Origin of the sequence: Agrobacterium sp. NPDC058088 (genome assembly GCF_042885035.1) — a bacterium.
GTDB lineage: Bacteria > Pseudomonadota > Alphaproteobacteria > Rhizobiales > Rhizobiaceae > Agrobacterium.
Genome location: NZ_JBHVSU010000002.1, coordinates 449,707 through 469,634 on the forward strand (window position 1 = coordinate 449,707; position 19,928 = coordinate 469,634).

23 protein-coding genes are annotated in these 19,928 nt (G+C 60.0%); 15 read left to right on the top strand and 8 right to left on the bottom strand.

Annotated features, from left to right (window positions below):
• Nucleotides 1–180: 180 nt before the first annotated feature.
• Nucleotides 181–588 carry a peptide-methionine (R)-S-oxide reductase MsrB gene (gene msrB, locus ACFVTJ_RS07500; protein ID WP_174007895.1) on the bottom strand — a complete coding sequence of 136 codons (408 nt, stop codon included), beginning with the start codon at nucleotides 586–588 and terminating at the stop codon, nucleotides 181–183.
• Nucleotides 589–790: 202 nt separating this feature from the next.
• Between msrB and ACFVTJ_RS07505 the strand changes: the two genes are divergently transcribed.
• From ACFVTJ_RS07505 to ACFVTJ_RS07550, 10 genes are all read left to right on the top strand, one after another.
• Complete coding sequence (locus ACFVTJ_RS07505) at nucleotides 791–3,160, top strand: putative monovalent cation/H+ antiporter subunit A (RefSeq protein WP_386906020.1); 2,370 nt, start codon at nucleotides 791–793, stop codon at nucleotides 3,158–3,160.
• Nucleotides 3,157–3,576, top strand: a complete 420-nt coding sequence (locus ACFVTJ_RS07510) for a Na+/H+ antiporter subunit B (protein WP_386906022.1) — start codon at nucleotides 3,157–3,159, stop codon at nucleotides 3,574–3,576. Before ACFVTJ_RS07505 ends, ACFVTJ_RS07510 begins: the two co-directional genes overlap by 4 nt.
• On the top strand, nucleotides 3,576–3,953 hold the full coding sequence (locus ACFVTJ_RS07515; RefSeq protein ID WP_386906024.1) for a Na+/H+ antiporter subunit C: 378 nt from the start codon (nucleotides 3,576–3,578) through the stop codon (nucleotides 3,951–3,953). The genes ACFVTJ_RS07510 and ACFVTJ_RS07515 overlap by 1 nt, the downstream gene beginning before the upstream one ends.
• Nucleotides 3,954–3,972: 19 nt before the next feature.
• Entirely contained in the window at nucleotides 3,973–5,550 is a 1,578-nt protein-coding gene (locus ACFVTJ_RS07520) for a Na+/H+ antiporter subunit D (protein WP_386906026.1), read from the top strand.
• A complete protein-coding gene (locus tag ACFVTJ_RS07525; RefSeq protein WP_386906028.1) occupies nucleotides 5,547–6,026 on the top strand; it encodes a Na+/H+ antiporter subunit E in 480 nt (159 codons plus the stop codon). Before ACFVTJ_RS07520 ends, ACFVTJ_RS07525 begins: the two co-directional genes overlap by 4 nt.
• Nucleotides 6,023–6,409 carry a cation:proton antiporter gene (locus tag ACFVTJ_RS07530; protein ID WP_386906030.1) on the top strand — a complete coding sequence of 129 codons (387 nt, stop codon included), beginning with the start codon at nucleotides 6,023–6,025 and terminating at the stop codon, nucleotides 6,407–6,409. Before ACFVTJ_RS07525 ends, ACFVTJ_RS07530 begins: the two co-directional genes overlap by 4 nt.
• Nucleotides 6,406–6,738 carry a monovalent cation/H(+) antiporter subunit G gene (mnhG, locus tag ACFVTJ_RS07535; protein ID WP_386906032.1) on the top strand — a complete coding sequence of 111 codons (333 nt, stop codon included), beginning with the start codon at nucleotides 6,406–6,408 and terminating at the stop codon, nucleotides 6,736–6,738. Before ACFVTJ_RS07530 ends, mnhG begins: the two co-directional genes overlap by 4 nt.
• Before the next feature lie 431 nt (nucleotides 6,739–7,169).
• Nucleotides 7,170–7,598, top strand: a complete 429-nt coding sequence (ros, locus tag ACFVTJ_RS07540; RefSeq protein ID WP_386906034.1) for a MucR family transcriptional regulator Ros — start codon at nucleotides 7,170–7,172, stop codon at nucleotides 7,596–7,598.
• Nucleotides 7,599–7,953: 355 nt separating this feature from the next.
• A complete protein-coding gene (locus ACFVTJ_RS07545) occupies nucleotides 7,954–8,376 on the top strand; it encodes a helix-turn-helix domain-containing protein (protein ID WP_386906036.1) in 423 nt (140 codons plus the stop codon).
• Complete coding sequence (locus ACFVTJ_RS07550; RefSeq protein ID WP_386906038.1) at nucleotides 8,369–9,211, top strand: DUF6456 domain-containing protein; 843 nt, start codon at nucleotides 8,369–8,371, stop codon at nucleotides 9,209–9,211. The genes ACFVTJ_RS07545 and ACFVTJ_RS07550 overlap by 8 nt, the downstream gene beginning before the upstream one ends.
• A gap of 4 nt (nucleotides 9,212–9,215) precedes the next feature.
• Here ACFVTJ_RS07550 and ACFVTJ_RS07555 read toward each other — a convergent pair whose 3' ends face one another.
• Nucleotides 9,216–9,632, bottom strand: coding sequence for a SufE family protein (locus ACFVTJ_RS07555; RefSeq protein WP_386906040.1), 417 nt, complete (start codon nucleotides 9,630–9,632; stop codon nucleotides 9,216–9,218).
• Nucleotides 9,633–9,806: 174 nt separating this feature from the next.
• The gene (locus ACFVTJ_RS07560; RefSeq protein WP_386906042.1) at nucleotides 9,807–10,232 is read right to left on the bottom strand and encodes a DUF5330 domain-containing protein; all 426 of its coding nucleotides are present in this window, start codon (nucleotides 10,230–10,232) and stop codon (nucleotides 9,807–9,809) included.
• 485 nt (nucleotides 10,233–10,717) lie between these two features.
• Between ACFVTJ_RS07560 and ACFVTJ_RS07565 the strand changes: the two genes are divergently transcribed.
• The 3 genes from ACFVTJ_RS07565 (at nucleotide 10,718) to ACFVTJ_RS07575 (ending at nucleotide 13,755) form a co-directional block, all read left to right on the top strand.
• The gene (locus ACFVTJ_RS07565) at nucleotides 10,718–12,250 is read left to right on the top strand and encodes a sensor histidine kinase (protein WP_386906044.1); all 1,533 of its coding nucleotides are present in this window, start codon (nucleotides 10,718–10,720) and stop codon (nucleotides 12,248–12,250) included.
• On the top strand, nucleotides 12,222–13,124 hold the full coding sequence (locus ACFVTJ_RS07570) for a peptidoglycan-binding protein (RefSeq protein WP_386906046.1): 903 nt from the start codon (nucleotides 12,222–12,224) through the stop codon (nucleotides 13,122–13,124). Before ACFVTJ_RS07565 ends, ACFVTJ_RS07570 begins: the two co-directional genes overlap by 29 nt.
• 274 nt (nucleotides 13,125–13,398) lie before the next feature.
• Entirely contained in the window at nucleotides 13,399–13,755 is a 357-nt protein-coding gene (locus ACFVTJ_RS07575) for a DUF1491 family protein (RefSeq protein ID WP_386906048.1), read from the top strand.
• A 74-nt stretch (nucleotides 13,756–13,829) separates the two neighbouring features.
• Here ACFVTJ_RS07575 and ACFVTJ_RS07580 read toward each other — a convergent pair whose 3' ends face one another.
• A complete protein-coding gene (locus ACFVTJ_RS07580; protein ID WP_386906894.1) occupies nucleotides 13,830–14,765 on the bottom strand; it encodes a DUF2336 domain-containing protein in 936 nt (311 codons plus the stop codon).
• Between the two features lie 561 nt (nucleotides 14,766–15,326).
• Between ACFVTJ_RS07580 and ACFVTJ_RS07585 the strand changes: the two genes are divergently transcribed.
• Nucleotides 15,327–15,518 carry a hypothetical protein gene (locus tag ACFVTJ_RS07585; protein ID WP_386906050.1) on the top strand — a complete coding sequence of 64 codons (192 nt, stop codon included), beginning with the start codon at nucleotides 15,327–15,329 and terminating at the stop codon, nucleotides 15,516–15,518.
• A gap of 20 nt (nucleotides 15,519–15,538) precedes the next feature.
• Here ACFVTJ_RS07585 and ACFVTJ_RS07590 read toward each other — a convergent pair whose 3' ends face one another.
• From ACFVTJ_RS07590 to ACFVTJ_RS07600, 3 genes are all read right to left on the bottom strand, one after another.
• Nucleotides 15,539–16,087 carry a DUF1254 domain-containing protein gene (locus tag ACFVTJ_RS07590; protein WP_386906052.1) on the bottom strand — a complete coding sequence of 183 codons (549 nt, stop codon included), beginning with the start codon at nucleotides 16,085–16,087 and terminating at the stop codon, nucleotides 15,539–15,541.
• Nucleotides 16,080–16,667 carry a DUF1214 domain-containing protein gene (locus tag ACFVTJ_RS07595; protein ID WP_386906054.1) on the bottom strand — a complete coding sequence of 196 codons (588 nt, stop codon included), beginning with the start codon at nucleotides 16,665–16,667 and terminating at the stop codon, nucleotides 16,080–16,082. The genes ACFVTJ_RS07590 and ACFVTJ_RS07595 overlap by 8 nt, the downstream gene beginning before the upstream one ends.
• A gap of 111 nt (nucleotides 16,668–16,778) precedes the next feature.
• Complete coding sequence (locus ACFVTJ_RS07600) at nucleotides 16,779–17,387, bottom strand: LysE/ArgO family amino acid transporter (protein WP_386906056.1); 609 nt, start codon at nucleotides 17,385–17,387, stop codon at nucleotides 16,779–16,781.
• Between the two features lie 102 nt (nucleotides 17,388–17,489).
• Between ACFVTJ_RS07600 and ACFVTJ_RS07605 the strand changes: the two genes are divergently transcribed.
• On the top strand, nucleotides 17,490–18,389 hold the full coding sequence (locus tag ACFVTJ_RS07605; RefSeq protein ID WP_386906058.1) for a LysR family transcriptional regulator ArgP: 900 nt from the start codon (nucleotides 17,490–17,492) through the stop codon (nucleotides 18,387–18,389).
• 241 nt (nucleotides 18,390–18,630) lie between these two features.
• On the opposite strand, the gene ACFVTJ_RS07610 is transcribed toward ACFVTJ_RS07605, so the two are convergent.
• Nucleotides 18,631–19,926: a serine hydrolase domain-containing protein gene (locus ACFVTJ_RS07610; protein WP_386906896.1), complete on the bottom strand. Its 1,296-nt coding sequence runs from the start codon at nucleotides 19,924–19,926 to the stop codon at nucleotides 18,631–18,633.
• Nucleotides 19,927–19,928: the final 2 nt, after the last annotated feature.

The following is a 19,928-nucleotide window of genomic DNA, read 5'->3' on the forward strand; positions in this document are numbered from 1 at the left end:
TGGTGCAGGACGGACAACCTCTCCTCCGTCATCCTTGGGCTTGTCCCAAGGATCTAACCACGTCGAATTAAATCAATCGGTTGCAGATCCTCGGGACAAGCCCGAGGATGACGGTGAGCGTTTGGGATGGACGTCGGCTACCCGACGTCGCTTGCCGAATCTGCATTGCCCATGACCCAATCAAACCGGCTCGAACACCATCGAATGGCCGTTGATGCAATAACGCAGGCCGGTGGGTGGCGGGCCGTCGGGGAAGACGTGGCCGAGATGGCCGCCGCAATTGGCGCAGCGGATTTCGGTGCGCACCATGCCGTGGCTGACATCGCGCAGTTCCGTCACCGCATCCGGTTTGATCGGCTCGAAATAGCTCGGCCAGCCACAGCCGGCATCGAACTTGGTGTCGGAGAGAAACAGCGGCTCGTCACAGGCGGCGCAGCGGTAGAGGCCTTTCTCGGTCGAGTTCCAGTAGGGACCTGTGAAAGGGCGCTCGGTGCCGTGTTCGCGCAGGATGTGATATTGTTCCGGCGTCAGCTGTTCACGCCAGTCGGCATCGCTCTTGTTGACTTTGGGGGATGTCAGATCGCTCATGGAATGATCCTTTCTGTTCCTGCCAGAAATAGTCATCGCCGCTGCCGATTGAAAGAGGCGGGGCGTCATAACGTGTTCGTTATGGGACGGGAGTACCGATTTGGGTTGAGGTGAGCGTATCTATGGCTTAACTGAAACTCGATTTGAAAGAAGAACGCCACTCACTGGCGCGCAGGGATGGGGGACATCCCGGGAGATGTGAATGACATCAGATGTCACGGCGCTGACATTCCTGTCGCTGTTCCTGCCGTTTCTGGCGGCGCTTGCTGCACCGGCCCTTGTGAAAAGGTTCGGTCACGATGCGGCGTGGATTCTGGCGATCGCGCCGGCTCTTGCCTTCTTGAATTTTGCGCTGATGCTGCCGGAGATCGCGGCGGGCGGCGTGGTGACCGGCGGTTATGCCTGGGTGCCGAGCTTCAATCTCAGCTTCTCCTGGTTTATCGATGGCCTGTCGCTCACCTTTGCGCTGCTGATTACGGGCATCGGAATACTGATCGTGCTTTACGCGGGCGGTTACATGAAGGGCCACCCGCAGCAGGGCCGGTTCCTGTCCTTCCTGCTCCTGTTCATGGGCGCGATGCTGGGAGTCGTCGTTTCCGACAGCCTGCTGATGCTGTTCGTCTTCTGGGAGCTGACCTCCATCACCTCCTTCCTGCTGATCGGCTTCGACCATGAGCGCGCCGACTCCCGCCGCGCTGCGTTGCAGGCGCTGGTGGTAACCGGCGGCGGCGGTCTGCTGCTGCTCGCCGGGCTGATTTTCATCTGGGATATCAGCGGCATTACGCAATTGTCGATGCTGGTGCGCGGCGGCGATGTCCTGCGTGACAGCCCGTTTTATCTGGCCGCGCTGCTTCTGGTTCTCGGCGGCGCCTTCACCAAATCGGCGCAGTTTCCGTTCCATTTCTGGCTGCCCAACGCCATGGAGGCGCCCACGCCGGTTTCGGCCTATCTGCACTCGGCAACCATGGTAAAGGCCGGTGTCTATCTGCTGATGCGCCTTAACCCGGTTCTTGGCGATACCGCCGCCTGGCAGATCCTGCTGCCCTTTTTCGGTGGGCTGACGATGCTGACAGGCGCGCTGCTCGCCGTGCGCCAGACAGACCTGAAGCTGATGCTCGCCTATACCACGGTGTCGTCGCTCGGCCTGCTGGTCATGCTCACGGGGTTTGGCTCTGAGCATGCCATTCAGGCGGCCGTGCTTTATCTGGTGGCGCATTCGCTGTTCAAGGGCGCACTGTTCATGGTCGCCGGTATCATTGACCATGAGACCGGCACGCGTGATGTGACGAAGCTCGGCGGCCTGAGAAAGGCCATGCCCATCACCTTTGCGGCGGCTCTGGCGGCGGCGATTTCCATGGCTGGCCTGCCGCCCTTCTTTGGCTTTCTTGCCAAGGAAGAGATCTATTATGCGCTGGCGCATGCCAATCCGCGTGCCGTGCTGTTCACCGGCATCGCCATTCTCGGTAACGCGCTGATGTTCGCTGTCGCCTTCGCCGTGGCGCTGAAGCCCTTCCTTGGCAAGCCGGTGAAGACGCCGAAACAGGCCCATGAAGGCCCGGTTCTGCTCTGGCTCGGCCCGGCGCTGCTGGCGCTGAAGGGGCTCACGACAGCGCTCTTCGCCGGCATCGCGCATTTTTACATCTCCACCCCCATGGCGAGCGCCATTGCAGGTGAGCCGCGCCCGGTGGAAATCTCGCTCATTCCCCATATCGGCGTGCCGCTTGGCCTGTCGCTGCTGACCATCGCGCTCGGCATCGTCCTTTATAACAGGCTTTCCACAGTGCGCAGCCTGATGGACCGCAGCTTCAACGCGCTCGGGGCAGGGCCGGACAGGGGCTTTGATGTCTTCATAGAAATGCTGGTGCGGATTTCCTTCCGCGTCACGCGGCTCATCCAGCCGGGCAGGCTGGAATTTTACGTCACCGCCACCTTCGCCGTCATCGCCGCCGTCCTGCTGGTGCCGCTGTTCCTTTATGACGAACTACCATCGATCCCGGCCTGGCCGCAGGACATGCCCATTCACGAGCTAACCTTCATCGTCATCGCGGTGGCGGGCCTCATTGCAGTGCTGACGGCCTCCAGCCGGTTGACCGCCATTATCGCGCTTGGCATTCAGGGTTTTGCGGTGGCGGTTATTTTCCTGCTGTTCGGCGCGCCTGATCTGTCGTTTACGCAGTTCATGGTGGAAACGTTGTCAGTGGTCATTCTGACGCTTGTCATGACCAGGCTTCGCCTGTCGCCATCAGACCATCGCGGGCTCGGCCAGAAACTTCTGGACAGCACCATTGCCATCGGCTGCGGCACCGGTTTTGCCCTGTTCCTGATGCGGGCGACGCAGGCCAGTTTCGACAACCGCCTGACGGACTTCTACAACACCTATTCCAAGGTCATCGCCCATGGGGCGAATGTGGTGAATGTCATCATCGTCGATTTCCGCGGCACGGATACGTTGGGCGAAATCGCTGTCGTGATGATAACCGGTCTTGCCATCCTCGCGCTCATCCGCATCCGCCCCGCGGCTGCTCTCAAAGGGCCGGCAAGGACGGCGAAAAAGAAGGGAGCGCGGGCATGAACACGCTTATCCTGCGCACCGTCGCGCCTGTCGTCACCAGCCTCATGGTTCTGTTTTCGATCTTCGTGCTGCTGCGTGGCCATAACGAGCCGGGTGGCGGTTTCATCGGCGGGTTGATTGCCGTTTCGGCGCTCTCGATCTACGGCATCGCTTATGGCGTGGCGGCGGTCAGGCGCGCCATCGTCTTTCATCCGCTCTCGATCGCCGGGGCAGGGCTGCTCATGGCCATGTTGTCAGGTCTCGTATCCATGGCATCAGGCGTGCCGTTTATGACCGGCCTGTGGGTTTATCCGAGCCTGTTTGGCGTCGAGGTGCCGCTTTCCACCGTCATGTCCTTCGACATCGGCGTTTATCTCGTCGTGGTCGGCGCCATCACCTCCATTGCACTGGCTCTGGAAGAAAGGGAAAGCGACTGATGGAAGCGGTTTTCTCCATTCTCGTCGGCATCTTCTTTTCGGTGGCGATCTATCTCATGCTGTCGCGCCACAGCATCCGCATGCTGCTCGGCATCGCCATTCTCGGCAATGCGGTCAACCTCCTGCTGTTTACCGCAGGCCGGCTGACGCGGGACGTGCCGCCGATCATTCCGGCGGGCATGGATAGGCTGCCGGCAGGTGCCGCCAATCCGCTGCCGCAGGCGCTCATCCTGACGGCAATCGTGATTTCCTTTTCCTTCTTCTGTTTCCTTCTGGTCCTGACCTGGCGTGCGTTCCAGGAATTGCAGACCGATGACACGGACGAAATGCGCACCGCAGAACCGGCAGGCGAGCCCTTGCCGCCGCTCGGTTATTGAGCGGCAAGGCAGCGACGACATGGCATCCTCAACCACATCCGCAGTCACCGACCTTTCCGCAGCGCTCGTCACGACGCCTGTGCCGCTTGCCGACTGGCTGATCATCCTTCCCATCGCGCTCTGCATCGGTGCAGGTGCGGTGCTGATGATGATGCGCCACGCTATCCGCCACCATGCGAGTGTCGCCATTGCCGCGCTTGCCCTCTTGGTCATCCTTGATGCCGCGCTGCTCTGGAAGGTTGCCACGCAAGGCCCGTTCACCATGGTCATGGGCCGCTGGTTGCCGCCTTTCGGTATCGCATTTACCGCCGATCTCACCGGCGCGCTCTTGTCGCTCGCCGCTGCCATCGTGGCGCTGGCGGGTGCTGTCCATGCCGCGAGCGATATTGACGCCAGCGGTAGGCGCTACGGTTTTTATCCTTTCCTGATGCTGCTGATGGCGGGCGTGACAGGCGCGTTCCTCACCGGCGATATCTTCAATCTCTATGTCTGGTTCGAGGTGCTGCTGATCTCGTCCTTCGGCCTCATCGTGCTCGGCTCGACGCGCGAACAGATCGATGGCGCGCTGAAATACGCGATCCTGAACCTCATCGGCACGACGCTGTTTCTGATCACGGTCGGTTATCTCTATGCCATCTTTGGCACGCTCAATATGGCCGATATCGCGCTGAAGGCGACGGGGCTGCGTGGCACAGCGCCATTGATGACGCTCGCCAGCCTCTTCGCGCTCGCTTTCGCTATGAAAGCCGCGGCCTTCCCGGTGAATTTCTGGCTGCCGGCCTCCTATCACACGCCGCGCATCGTCGTTTCCGCGCTCTTTGGTGGCCTGCTTACCAAGGTCGGGATCTATTCGCTGCTGCGCGTCATGGTCATGCTGTTCCCCGTCGAGCGGGAAGAGCTCAGTATTGTCATCGCCATCTCTGCTGCGCTCACCATGGTGCTGGGCGCCATGGGCGCGCTCGCCCAGAACGATATCCGCCGCATGCTCGGTTACATCGTCATCTCGGGCATCGGCTACATGATGGCCGGCATCGCCATTGGTACGCCGTCAGGCGTTGCGGGCGCCATCTTCTACGCACTGCATTCCATGGTGCTGATGACGGCGCTTTATCTTGCCGCCGGCCACGCCGCCCGTCTCGGCGGCAGTTTCAGCCTGACGGCGCTCAGCGGCCTTTACCGGCAGGCCCCATGGTTTTCGGCGCTGGCGCTGGCGCTGTTTTTCGCCGGTTCCGGCCTGCCACCCTTTTCCGGCTTCTGGCCGAAGGCGGTTCTGGTGAAGTCCGCCATCGATATCGGCGCCTGGTGGCTTGCTGCCGCCATTCTCGTCTCCGGTTTCATCGCCACCATCGCCTTCGGGCGGATTTTCCTTTTGTGTTTCTGGCGCCCGGCAACGGCGTCCGCCGGCCACTCCGCTCTGCAGCCTGCCGCACGCCCGCCGGTGCCGTCAGTCGCGCCGCTGGTCGGGCTGACGTTGCTGGTGGTATTTTTCGGCCTGTTCCCGGAAAGCCTGCTCAATCTCAGCCAACAGGCAGCGGCAGGCCTTGGTGATCCCCAGGCCTATATTCAGTCGGTCTTTCCACAAGGGGGCAAGCCATGAGCCTCTATATCGTGCAATTGCTGTTCATTGCCGTGTGGCTCGCGGTAACGGGCAGCGTCACGCTGGCGAATATCGTCTTTGCCCTCATCGTTTCGACGCTGGCGCTCGGGTTGATCCGCCACCAGCTTCCGGGCGGACGCAGCCACTTTCTCCGGCTTTTCCGTGTGCTGTCGCTGGCGCTGCTGTTCTTCAAGGAGTTGGCGCTCTCGGCCTGGAAGGTGGCGGTGCTGGTGACGCGGCCGAAGCTTAGGGTGCAACCCGGCATTTTCGCCTATCCGCTGACGGTAACGACGGATTTCGAAATTACGCTGCTTGCAAATCTCATCACGCTCACGCCCGGCACGCTTTCCGTCGATGTTTCCGAGGATAGAACAACGCTCTATGTGCACGCGCTGGACTGCAGCGATATCGAAGCCACGAAAAACGACATCCGAAACGGCTTTGAAAAGAAGATCATGGAGGCGTTCCAGAAATGACGCCGGAACTCACTGTTTCATTCGCAACTATACTTGCAGCGGTTGTATTATCGGCTGCCTTTTTGCTGACGGTCTATCGTGTCGTGGTTGGTTCGACCCTGCCGGATCGCATCGTTGCCCTCGACATGCTGGTCGGCATCGCCATCGGATTTATCGCGGTTATCGCCATCCGCACCGGCTTCACGCTGTATGTGGATATTGCCATCGCGCTCGGGCTGGTCGGTTTTTTGGCAACAGTCGCCTTTGCCCGCTTCGTGCTGTCGCGCGGGCCGGATGACAGGCGCGGGAGAACGGCGGTTCTCGATGGCGAGCGCGCATCTGAAGTGATTGAGAAAACTATGGAAAACGTTGCTCGCGGCAAAAAGGGAAGGGGCAGGCGATGACGGACTGGATGGTGGCACTTTCCGTTGCGGCGCTGATGATTTCCGGTGCGCTCTTCTCGTTGATTGCGGCAATCGGGCTCAATCGCCTGCCTGATGTCTATACCCGCATGCACGCGGCTTCCAAGGCGGGAACGGTGGGGTCCGGCCTGTTACTTCTGGCAGTGGGCATCCATTCCATGGAACTGTCGACACTGGCGCGTGCACTGGCCGGTTTCCTGTTCTTCATTCTCACCGCACCAGTCTCTGCGCATCTTCTTGCCATGGCAGCACACAAGGCAGGTTATCCGCTGGCGGATAAATCGGTAGTTGATGACCTCAAGAAAATTTGAAGTTGAAAATCCCCCTAATAATGGGGGGTGTTCATTTTCAATTACTACTAGGCCTAGTATTTTATTACCCGTAATTTTTTGTATTGAGATTAGACTGTTTTGAACTGAAAAATTCATAATAGGAATTTGACTTTTGCTGTTTTGCTGTTATCCAAATGAAGTGTAAATTTGCTTATCGCGATTTGCATCTAGCCTCTTCATGAACGGCGTAGGCATTTTATTAATGTCTAATCTATGGGCCATCGGACCATTGCTGCCCATGACGCGGGCCACAAGTTGAATCTCGGATAATTCGTTTCCGGTTTTCGTCTGAAATCTAGGGGTAGATTTCACGTTGGTTTCAACAGGGCGAAGGTGGGGCACCGGGTAACTTCACATCGCTTGCTGCAGCGTTCGCCGCTTCAGGGGATAAATAAACAGGAGATACTTAAATGACGGAAACTGCATACGGTAACGCCCAGGATCTGCTGGTCGAACTGACGGCGGATATTGTGGCTGCCTATGTTAGCAACCACGTCGTTCCGGTCACAGAGCTTCCCGGCCTTATTTCGGATGTTCACACGGCGCTTAGCGGAACATCGGCACCGGCATCGGTGGCGGTCAATGTCGAAAAGCAGAAGCCTGCGGTCTCGGTCCGCAAGTCGGTTCAGGACGATCATATCGTCTGTTTGGAATGCGGCGGCTCGTTCAAGTCGCTGAAGCGGCATCTCACGACGCATCACAGCATGACGCCGGAAGAATATCGCGAAAAATGGGACCTGGCGGTCGATTATCCGATGGTTGCGCCCGCCTATGCCGAAGCTCGTTCGCGGCTAGCCAAGGAAATGGGTCTCGGCCAACGCCGCAAGGCCAGCCGCTGATTGTAACGACGGTCCGGCCTGTTCTCCCCAGCGGGGAGAGGGGGCCAGAAGGACCGGCGAGGGGTCGGCTCTTCGATATCGCTGACCCCTCCTCATAAGCCCACTGCCGCATCTTCTCCCCGCCGGGGAGAAGGCAGCATGGTTCATTCGCTCGCTCTTATCGTCCAGCCGGTCCGTCGACCGGCTTTTTTGTTGTCGCGCGAAATTTCAGTTGAGGAAAAAAATCCTTCTGTGACGACGCTTTTTTCCAAAAAACATTGCAAATTCAATTGATGAAGTCGCGGGCATAAATTCGCACTTCCCCGCATCCATCCACAGGTGTATGAATTAATTCCTATTCGTAGAGGAGTTGCATATGCCGTCGGATACATCACTTCTGTCTGCCGCCGCGCGGCCTCGCATGCAGGTCGTCAATCGCCCCTTCCGCCACTGGCCGCCCATTGCCGGGCGGGAAGAGGTTGCCCGTCTTTGCCGTCTGGTGCGGCAGCTCACCGGCGAGATGGTGCAATTGACCGGTGATCGCTTTGCGGCGCGCCGCGACCGTCGCCGCACCGAATGCCATATTCGCCAGATCGCCATGTATGTCTGCCATGTCGAACTCGGCATTCCCATGTCGGATATCGGCCCCTGCTTTGGCCGGGACAGGACAACGGTGGGCCATGCCTGCCAGGTGGTCGAGGACCGGCGTGACGAGCCGGCCTTCGATGATTTCGTCGCGGCACTTCAACGGCTGGCCGGAGGCATTTTCAACGTAGTGAAAGGGGCGCGGGATGAGTGAAGCGAAGAACGTCCCGACCGCTTCCGCACATCGTGTCCTGCTGCGGCTTCTGCGCTGCATCGCGGCCGGTGCGGCTGACATCACACAGGAGGGGAACGATATCGTCCTGCGCCGCCGGCATCCGGGGCAGGCGGTCCAGCGGTTTCCGGCCGAGACGGTGCGGCTTGCCGTCTCCTCCGGTCTGGTCGAACGGCGGCAGAACAGCCTTTGCGCCGCACCGCCACTTGGCCCCTATCTGAAACGGGCGATGGCAAAGGACCGGGACGAGGTGTTTCAGGAGCAGCACCGGAATATCGAGACCGTCGTGGTGGAGCTCGATGAGGCGAAGCAGCCGGCCCGTCGCAACCTCAACACCTCGCCGCTGACCAGCCTTTCACGATTGAAGGAGCGGGATGGCGGTGCATTTTTCCCTGAAGACGCGCTGGAGGCGGGTGAGCGCCTTGCCGCAGATTTTCATCGCGGCCATCTCAATCCCAGAATCACGGCGACATGGGAGCCGCGCATTGCAAATCGCACCAGAGGTGAGGCGGGCGGTGCACTCGATCTTACGGAGGCGGCAATGGCGGCAAGGGCGCGGTTTTCCCGCGCGGCGGACGCGATGGGCCCGGAACTTTCGGGCGTCGCCATCGATATCTGCTGCTTCGAAAAGGGGCTGGAGACGGTGGAGCGGGAAAGATTATGGCCGGCGCGCTCGGCTAAATTGCTGCTCAGGGCCGCGCTGCTCTCGCTAGCCCGCCACTATGCGCCGCCTGCCACCACTCGGGGAGGCAAGGATCGACATTGGGGCGATGCGGATTATCGCCCCTCGCTGGGGACAGGCACAGCAACGGAGTGAGGGCTCAGGCCGCCAGCAGCTGGGCTTCCCCGCGGATACGCTTGATCATGGAGCGCAGGCCATTGGCGCGCTGTGCGGAGAGATGCTCCACCAGCCCGATCTTGTTGAACACCTCGATGGCATCCAGATCGGCAATCTCGGAGGCTTTTCTGCCGGAATAGACGGCGAGCACGATGGCGACGAGGCCGCGCACGATATGCGCATCCGAATCGCCCTCAAAGGTCATGAGTGGGTCTTCCGCACCATCGCTATAGCTGACGAGCCAGACTTGGCTGGCGCAGCCCTGTACCTTGTTGTCGGCGGTGCGTTTGTCTTCCGGCAACTCGGGAAGGGCCTTGCCGAGTTCGATGACATAACGATAACGGTCCTCCCAGTCGTCGAGGAAAGCGAAGTCGTCGAGGATCGTTTCGAGAGAGGCCATGGTTGCGCCGTATCATCCGTTATTCAAGGTCTTTCCCAGGATATAGGGGAAGTGTGCGCGGTTTTGAACCATGGGCCAAGAAAAAGCCCACGGAAAACAGGTCTCCGTGGGCAAGTCAGGCAGGCAGTGGGCAAACGGATATCGTCTGCCGGAAAGGGGCGGTGGAAGGCAGGCTCAGAGAGCAGGACGCTTCTGCGGCAGGGGTATGACCGTGCCGGTCTTCAGCGGGTCCGGCTTTCCGGGAAATTCGACGCTGACGACAGGTGCTGCAGCCAGCTTTTCGACTTCTGCGGCAACATCAGCGACATCGGCGGGCTTGTCACCGGAGGCAAGCTGCTTGTCCAGCAGCTCATAGGCAACCTTTGCGCCTTCCTTTGCCCGCTCGCCGAGCGCGTGGAAGGTTTCGGCACCCTTGATGCAGACATCGGGTTTTTCGATGCAGATGGCGCTGACATAACGATAGGCTTCCCCTGCGGCTGAAACGGCGCTGGGAAGATCAAATGCCGAAGGTTCCTTGGTGGGGTCGTTGTAGCTGCCGAAATAGGACAGCGCCACCAGCACCAGCGAAAACCAGAATGTTCCTTTGATCAGAAACCACATTGTCAGACACCCTGCCAGATGATCTTTGTTTTGAAGCCCCGCCCGGTTTCGGGTCATCGGCCTTTGTCCCGTTTCCCGGGCTTGAGGAGAAGCTACAGGCGACCGGCGAACAGCCGATTGCAAAAAGCGGCGCAATTTAATTCAAATTGTATCTATTCTCCTCGTATCGGGACGGCAGCCATCAATTCATTCGCATTTTAACAGTCCATGTTAAGCATAATTGCGACAGAGCCCACGCGTTCCGGGCCAAAGCGGCGGCAAGCCTTGCCACAAAGGTTAACACGATGGCGAAAATGAAGCGAAATCCGTCGCTTACCCGTCATTAACCATGATTGGCAAAGCTTGGAATAAATGCCCCGTATTGGGACTGAGGCGTATTTGACAGGCCTTTGCCGCCATTCTTTTTATCCATTCCTTAAGCCGCCGCCTTCTATTGTCGACGCTGTTAGAACCGCCTTCAAGATTCGGGTTTGGTATTGCGTAATATGAGAGAAAAAGCGGTCGCACTGGTCGACCATGCCGCAGGCAGATGGCTTGCGCGCATGGAAGAGGACGCCGAAAGGCGTGCCGGAACCATTGCGCGCCTGCGCCGGCTGATCGCTTTCAGTGCTGTCGGCCTTTTTGTTGTACCAGCCCTGTTCAGCCTCGTTTTCAGCCCCGCCATCGCGCTACCCATCGGTGCGGCCCTGGTGCTGGCGCTCTATCTTGCCGCCGCCGCGCTGCTGATTGCCTTTTCGCGCCCTGCACGCGGTGCGCCCTCCTTTTCCGCCGTGGCCGGTGATAACGATCTGATCGCCGCCTCGCAGGTGCCGGGGCTCGTGCTGGTCATCGGTGAGACCGGTATGGTCGAACACGTCTCCGGTCGGGATCTCGCGACGTTTCCGGGAGATCTTCAGGCCAGCAAGGGACACATCCTCGTTGAATATGTCTATGTCTCTGATCGCATCGACCTGATGCAGGCTTTCGACACGCTGCGGCAGGGCGACGACACGGCAACCGCCGAACTTCGCTTCGAGACCGGTGCGAAATCGCGCCAGACGCAGTTCATGCATGTCCGTATCGAGATGACCGCCATTCGGGGTGCGACAGGCCGCCTGCGCCGCATCGTCGCCCAGCTGACCGATATTACGGAAATGGAACGTCTGCGCCGCGATGTCGCCCGCAAGGCGGCGGAGGCGGAATCGGCCAACGACGCCAAGTCGCGTTTCCTCGCCGCCGTCAGCCATGAGCTGCGCACACCGCTCAACGCCGTCCTCGGTTTCTCCGATATTCTGGCGGGCGAATATTTCGGCCGGCTGGAAAACGATCGCCAGCGGGAATATGTCGGGCTGATCCGCCAGTCCGGCGCCCATCTCCTGTCCGTCGTCAACACCATGCTCGACATGAGTAAGCTGGAAGCCGGCCGCTACGAGCTGATGATGGAAAGCTTCCCGATTGCCGAGACGATTGAATCTTGCGAAGCCATGCTTGGCCTGCAGGCGAAGGAAAAAGGCCTGACATTGACCAGCCGCATCCAGCGCGGTATCGGCGAAATCGCGGCCGATCAGCGCGCCATCCGGCAGGTTCTCATCAATCTTGCCGGCAATGCCATAAAATTCACCGATGCGGGTGGTGTGGTGTCGATCGACGCCGCGCGTGAGGGCGCGATGTTGAAGCTGACGGTGAGCGACACCGGTATCGGCATTGCCGAAGACAAGATCGAGTTCCTGGGCCAGCCCTTCATGCAGGTTCAGAATGAATATACCCGTCGCTATGAGGGCACGGGTCTGGGATTGTCCCTGGTCAAGGGGCTTGTGGCTCTGCATGGCGGCACGTTTGCCATCACCAGCAAGCCCGGCGAGGGGACGGTCGTAACGATCACCCTGCCTGCTGACGGTTCCGGCATGGCGGGTGGCGGTCATAATGCTGAAGCCGAAAGCATGGTGGAGTTTCCGCCCCGCATCCGGCAGCTTGGCGAGATGGCCGCAAGAATGAGAAAGGACGGTGACGATGGCCCCGCGAAAGCGAAAATCGCCTAAGAAAACAACGGCACAGATTGGTGTCGGCATTGTTTCCTTGGTGGTTTCGGCCATCGGGCGCGAAATCCTGCGCCATCCGAAAATGGTTGGCGGCTGTGGTGCCTTTGCCGTCGTCTTCGGTTTTGTCGCCGCCAATGCGCTCTGGTATCAGCCAGGCGTTCACCCCACGCCCTTCCTGCGCACGCGCGATGCGGAAAATCCCAACGGCATCGCCGGCTATCGCCCGGCCGAACCGCTCGGCACGCACGGCAACGTCACCACCTTCCGCATCGAGCGGCCGGCGGAAGGCGAGACGGCACCGTCTCCCGCCGCCCCGGAAACCGCAGCACTTCCTGCAGCCGATACCCAGAAGCCGCAGCAGATCGTCGCCGATATTCAGGCTGAACTGAAGAAACGCGGGCTTTATGAAGGCGACGCCGACGGCCGCATGGGGCCGAAGACCGCCGCCGCCATCATGTTCTTCGAGGAAACGCTCGGCATGGAGCAGACCGGCGAGCCGACGACCCGGGTGCTGGCCGCGCTCAGGATCGACGGTGCAACGGTTGCCGCTATCCCGAAGGACCGGCCTGCCGATACCAGCGGTGGTGTCGAGATTGATCCCGTCGCCGCCGCCATCCGCAAGGCGGAGGCACCGCGCCCGAAAGCCGAGCCGGTCTCCCTCAACAACGCCGCCAAGCCGGCAAGCCGCGATCTCATCGCGAAGATCCAGCAGGGGCTGATCAACATCGCCTATGCCGATGTGAAGGTGGACGGCGTGGCCGGCCAGCAGACACGGAATGCTATCAGGGCGTTTGAGAAACATTATCGCTTGCCGGAAACCGGCGAGCCGAGCGAGGCTGTGCTGAAGAAGCTGAAGTCTATCGGGGCGCTTTGAGGTTTTGACGGCAGCCGGGGTGCGTGCGTGGATCTCCCCCCCTCTGCCCTGCCGGGCATCTCCCCCTCAAGGGGGGGAGATCGGCAAGCGGCGCTATAACCAATTCATTCGCAGACATGAAGATGGGCGCGACCTCACGGCATCTCGATCTCCCCCCTTGAGGGGGAGATGCCCGGCAGGGCAGAGGGGGGTAACCCACGGACACCTTCGTCAGCTTAAAAATCGACATCGAAACCCCACCCACCTACGCAGCGCAAAAATCGAAAGCAAACCCATGCGCCTCAAATCCGAAATCTTCGTCTCAGCCCTCATCCGCCGCGTCTTCGCTGCCGGAGGATTTGCCGCTGTCGAAAAGAAGGGCGCGGAGGAGGCGGGGGCGATCTTCATCCGCCAGCGGCTGCGCGACGGCCGAGAGAACCTCTATGGACCCGCCCCGCAAAGTTTCGCTGATGAAGAGGACATCATCCGCGCCGAGCGCCGTTTCGAAACACGTCTGGCCGATGTCGAGGGCGAGGAAAGTGCGGCCCTGCTGGAAAGGGAGCGGCGGTTCGACAGCGACCTGTGGGTCGTGGAGATCGAAACCGATGACATCGGGACGTTGCTGACGCTGGTGGATCAGCCCAAAGGCTAGAACCAGGAAAAGTGCAATCCGGTTCTCCGTCCGCGAATGACCTCGCACTACTGAAGATGCAAAGGCCAGCCCGCTTAACCCTGCGTCCCGGTTCTCTGCGCAGCCGGTGCGCTACGGCTCGGCCGTTCACGGCCATGCGTATAGCTGTCGGCCCGCCGCCAGCTTTCCAGCCGCTCTTCGCATTCCACGGTGTCGAGGCGGTCGAGCAGGGCTTCGGCGCGGCTCATGTCACCTTCGGCGGCGGAAAGATGCGGATAGAAGCATTGTAGCACGAAGGCCGCCTCGGAAAACTCCATGCCAAGGCCGACGAGCGTCGTCGCCAGCTGCGCGCCCGATATATCGAGCATGATGCGCTCCGACAGCCAATAGCTCGATGACAGCGAATCGGCCAGCGCCACCGCGAATTGCCGGGCGTTGCGCTCACGCGCGAAGCGGACGAGCAGTGCCTCCTGCACCTCGCTCAGGCGGCGAAGGCCGAGAACGTCGCTTTCCGGGCGGTTGAGGTGGCGCGCCATCTGCTTGATCTGCTGGCGCATTTCTTCCTCGAGCGCGGAAGCGGCGGCAATCCTGTCCGTCTTTTCTTGCATTGTCTGCACTTCGGGCATTGCTGCAGCCTGTGGTTCTGCGACCGTCGTTTCCTCTACCGGTCTTTTCAGATCCTCCGCGTGGCGCAGGCCCACAAGCGCGTCGATGACGGTCGGGGAGAGGTCTTCGCGGCGCACGATGGCGCGCGCATGGGCGGCGCCTTGCGTGCGGGCAATGGTGATCAGCGTGTCGTCATCAAGGCATTTCGAGGAAATGAGAAAGGGCGCGGCAAGTGAAATCGGCTGGCAGGCGATGAAGAAGGCGACGGCTGACGGCACGCTCGGATGCTGGGAAAGCGCGGCGATGGCCTCCCGCTTGGCTTCCTCGGTGGAGGCATTAAAAAGTGGCATAAAAAGTTCGGCGAACTGCCGAAGGTCCGTTTTTGACGGATGGGAAACAGACTCGAAATTCGTCACCGTGGCCATCAGCACCACATCTTTCTTCCTAATGGCTCTTGGCCTCTCAAGTTCTCGAAACCGGTCGGTCAACGCACTACCCAACAAACGCAAACACAATATCGGCTCAAATTAGAGCAAATGCGTTGACGTCCTGTTAACTATGGGGGGTGGCAAGAGGGAATCTGCCTCTTTCAACAAGGAAATTTTAAAACCTTGATGACGCCGAAAATCCGATGGAACTTTGCCGCACCGCCTTAGTTTTCAACGGGTGCGGTCGATGGAGAAAGAAATCAGGGCCCAACGATTAGGGTTAACGGATCATTAACCTCTGTCTGTTTGTAATTTCATGGGAAGTATTAGGATTCCATGTTATTCTGATCTACGAAATAAAAGCAAAAATGGCATGTGAAGCCTGAATCTGCGCACGATCCCCTTATAAGAATCGCTTTGGATTTTTGGATCGTGCGGAAACCAGTCTGTGGACTGGCCTATGCGCAATGTAATGGTGATGAAATTCCCGACGCAAGACGAGGCTTGCGCGGTTCCCATGGGCAACATTGACAATCATGTCCCGAAGAGGAGATGAGCATGGCAGAGATTATTGCAATTGGCGACGCCCGACGAAACCTGCGCCCCGCCGGCTTGGCTGGAACAGTGATAGTCGGTCCGGCGAAGGTCGTATTGTTTACCGGCGTTCGTTATGAAAAACGCGATACGGAGCCATCTGGCAAAGTCGCGCGCAAGGGCAAATCCGCAACGGAAACTGCTCTCAAGTCCTGATTATCGCGAACGAACCGGCGTTATTTCCACGGCGTCGGCTGGCATTTTGCATCGTTCAGGAACCGCTCCGCTTCTTCGCCGAAACTCGGCTGCGGCACCATGGTTCTTAACACCACATACCCTTCCGTCTGATCCGATTCCGCCAGAATGGCCTGCGAAAGCGCGGGCGGCTGCGCCTTGCGGATGGCGGCTATCTGCACGGCGTCCGCGACCAGAATATCCATCTCGCCGCCGGCGGAGGTGCGGTCATTCATGCTGAACACCTCGTTGGAGGCCCTGTCGTAAACCGCGACGGACCAGAAGGGAACGGCGCCGATGGCGGTGAGCCTGACCGGCTGTTCCTCGATGTTGAAGGTGCAGACGGCCACCCGCATGAAGGGATCGCCGCTACCGAGGGTCTTTTTCTCCGTCGTCTCTTCGAGCAGATGAAACAGATGCGGCTTTCCTTCCGCCAGCGCCCGCGTATAGGCGTCGCGATTGCTGAAATGCGGTATCGCCAGAATGACGATGACATGCAGCACGGCGGCGGCAACGAGGCCGGTGACGATGGCGAGCAGGACCCTAAGCATTGCCACACCCCAGCTTGCGGATTTGCGGCATGGAAATGTCGATCAGGCCGGAACTGCCGGCAACCGGCGTATCGAGCAGCGTCATGACCAGCTTGAAGGTCTGGCCCTGCGGCACTGACAGCCAGTTATAGGTCTGGGCATCGGGGGCGATGGTGATGTCGATCCCGCCATCGGCACTGCGCAGCAGCGTTCGGGAATTGAGCGCGAAGGGCCGGCCAGCATCTTCGGCAAGCACATTGCCCTGCTGGTCGGCGGTATAAAGCGTCCAGAAACGCGCGGGCGGCACGGCGCCAGCCAGGCGGTAGCGGCATTCACCGCTCAGGCGCTGGCCGTCGCTATCGACGGAGGCGGTGAAAGACAGTCCCTCGGCGGTGCCATAAAGCAGCTTGCCCGCATCGGCACGGTGCGATTTGGCGTAGGGGTCGGCCTCGATCGTCTGCGCTTCGGGAAAGGCGTCCCAGGAGCCGATGCGGATCGAGCCGAAACCGGATGTCGCTTCAAGCGCTGCCATCGTCGCGGCAATACCGCCGCCAAAGGCAATCAGAAGGGCGATGCCGACAAGGAATGGAACTCGGAACACGCTGTTTTCCCGTTTTTGAACAGGTCGAGGACTATCACTGATTCCCCGTTTGGAAAATGGCGCGGCTTGTTTAGTCCTGTTGAAAGTGATGGGAGCGCGAAATTCCTGCCCTTATGCACCCATGACAAGCTTGAAGGCGATGGCCCACATGGTGACGGCGATGACACCTTCGAGAATGCGCCAGGCGGATGGTTTTTCGAAGATCGGCCTCAGCCAACGCGCGCCATAACCCAGCGAAAAGAAGAACAGCAGCGAACCGGTGGCTGCACCCGCCGCAAAGGTCTTTTCGAAACCGGGAAACTGCGTGGAAATCGTGCCGAGCAGCACGACGGTATCGAGATAGACATGTGGATTGAGGAAGGTGAGCGCCAGACAAATAGCGAGCGTCTGCCACAGGCTCGCCTCCTGCCGCTCCGCTACCGACAGCGCTTCGGAAGAACGCAGCGCCGAATGCAGGCTTTTGGCGCCGTACCAGATGAGGAAGGCAGCCCCCGCATAACGCATGATGGGATCGAGCGCAGGCATGACGGCGCTGATCCGCTGAAAACCGAACACGCCGACGGTAATGAGCAGCGCATCGGCAAGGGCGCATGTAGCGCAGACGGCAAAGACATGCGAACGCGCCAGCCCTTGTTTCAGCACAAACGCATTCTGCGCGCCGATGGCGACGATGAGGCTGAGGCCCATGGTGAGGCCGGTGAAAAAGATTTGGATGTCCACGCCCGCTACCGCTCTTTGCTGAAATCACATGAAGTAGGCTTGGATATTTCCGCATGGAGGATTAATCAAATTAAACAATCTCAGTCAGGATAAGAATTGCTAATGTTGGATTATCCCGCAATGCGCGCGGCGGCGCTGGTTGTTCAGACCGGCAGCTTTGAAAAGGCGGCGCAAGCGCTGCATATCACACCATCGGCCGTCTCCCAGCGTATCAAGCAGCTGGAGGAGCGGTTGGGCGTGGTGCTCATCGTTCGCGGTAACCCCTGCGTTGCAACGGAAAAGGGTGAGTGGCTATGCCGACACATGGATCACGTCGGCATGCTGGAAAGCGAATTGTTTCGCCAGCTACCGGCCTTGGCGGAAGCGGGAGCGGCGCCGGAGCGGGTGACGCTCAACATCGCCACCAATGCCGACAGCCTGGGCACATGGTTTCTGGATGCGGTGTCGAAATTCACCGGCAGCAGCGATTATCTCGTTAATATCGCCGTCGACGATCAGGATCACACGGTGGAATGGCTGCGCGCGGGCAGGGTGCTCGCCGCCGTGACCGCCCATGACAAGCCGGTGCAGGGGTGCCGGGTAACGCCGCTCGGTGTACTCCGATATCACGCGACCGCCAGCCCGGATTTCATGACCCGCCATTTTGCCGATGGGGTGACATCAGCAACGCTTGCCTGCGCGCCGGGCTTGACCTTCAACCAGAAGGACCGGCTGCAGGCGAGCTGGGTAAGGGAGGTGCTAGGTGAAGAGATTGCCTACCCGACCCACTGGCTGCCTTCGACCGATGGATTTGTCAAGGCGAGCCTTGCCGGCATGGGCTGGGGGCTCAATCCCGTGCAGCTTGTGGCGGAGCATTTGAGGGAAGGGCGGCTGATAGAGGTCGTTCCCGGCACGCCGCTCGATATCCCGCTCTATTGGCAGGTTAACCGGCTTGCGGCGGAAAGGCTGGCGGGGTTGACGGAGGAGGTGGTGGGGACGGCGAGGGCGACGTTGTTGGTGTGAGGCACGCGGAGCGTGGAGCTTGCGGCTTACCCCCCTGTCCTGCCGGACATCTCCCCCACAAGGAGGGAGATCGACCCGAGGCCAGGTCTCGCGCATCTCAACGTTTGAGATTGAAGTGGCGGTAGAGCGTCTTGCCGATCTCCCTCCTTGTGGGGGAGATGTCCGGCAGGACAGAGGGGGGTGAGCCACACAATCCGACAGAAAACTTCAGTCGATTCGCCCCGACTTCACCGCTCTGCCCTCACGGCTTCCCCGCCCGTTTCATCAAATAACGCGCCACAGCCTCATAAGCTGGCAAGGATGTCGCATCGTTGGCGGCGTTGCTGGCAACAGGATGCGACGAGAACCGGGCGATGACCATGTCGGCGGCGGGATCGACATAGATCGCCTGGCCATGCACCCCACGAGCCATGAAGGCGCCGTTGGCATTGTGGGTGACCCACCACATGGCGCGATAGCTCCAGCCCTGCAAGGCCGGATAACCGCCCTTCGCAAAAGCCGCCTTGTCGCCGCCGTGGCGAATGGCGTCGATTGCCTTTTGGGGAATAAGGCGCTGGCCGCCCGCCATCCCGCCGTCGAGCAAAAGCTGGCCGATGCGTGCCATGTCGCGCAAGCCCGCGTTCAGCCCCCCGCCTGCAAAGGGCGTGCCGGTGGAATCGACCGTATAATAGGCGTCCTGTTCGGCGCCCATCCGGCTCCAAATACGCTCGGACAGCAGCTTTGCCACCGATTTGCCCGAGACGCGGGCAATGATCCAGCCAAGCGCATCGCTGTTGATCGTCTTGTAGCCGAAGGCGGAACCGTGTTCACCCTGCTTCACCACCGTCTTCAGATAGTCGAAATAGCTGCGCGGGCCCTCGTAACCCTCGGGCTTGGGAAGCGGATTGCCGGCGGCGGAATAGATCCACACATCGGCATTGGGATCGGCATAATCCTCGCTGTAACGCAGGCCCGTCGTCATATCCAGCACCTGCCGGATCGTCGCATCGCCGAAGGCGCTTTTTTCCAGTTCGGGAACGACGGTCGCGACCTTGGCATTCTCGTCGAGCCTACCTTCGGCAACCAGCATTTCACCGAGAAGGCCTGTCAGCGACTTCGTAACAGACATTGCCCCATGCTGCCCGGCGTCGTTGAGGCAACCGGAATAGCGCTCATAGACAAGGACGCCCTTGTGCAGCACGACAATGCCATCGGTGTAATTGGCCGACAGCGATTGCTGCCAGGTCATGTCCTGCGCAGCGCCTGTCGGGCGAAAGGTCACGGCGTCGATGGCGGGATCGGGTTTGCGCTCAAGGGCCGCTGGCGCGCCGAGCCCACGGCTGACATTGACCGTCGGCATCAGCTGGCGGAAGTGGCACACCGTCCAGCGCAATTTCGGAAAATTGAAATAGTCGCTGTCCGAAAAGCGGATGATCTTGTCTTCCGGCGGCGGAAAGCCCTGCATCCAGCCGAGCGTCAGCGGGTCCGAATGCTCCGCTGAAAGCGGCGCGGCTTGCTGACTGGCAGCGGCATACGGGTAAGCCAGAACAGGCACCATGG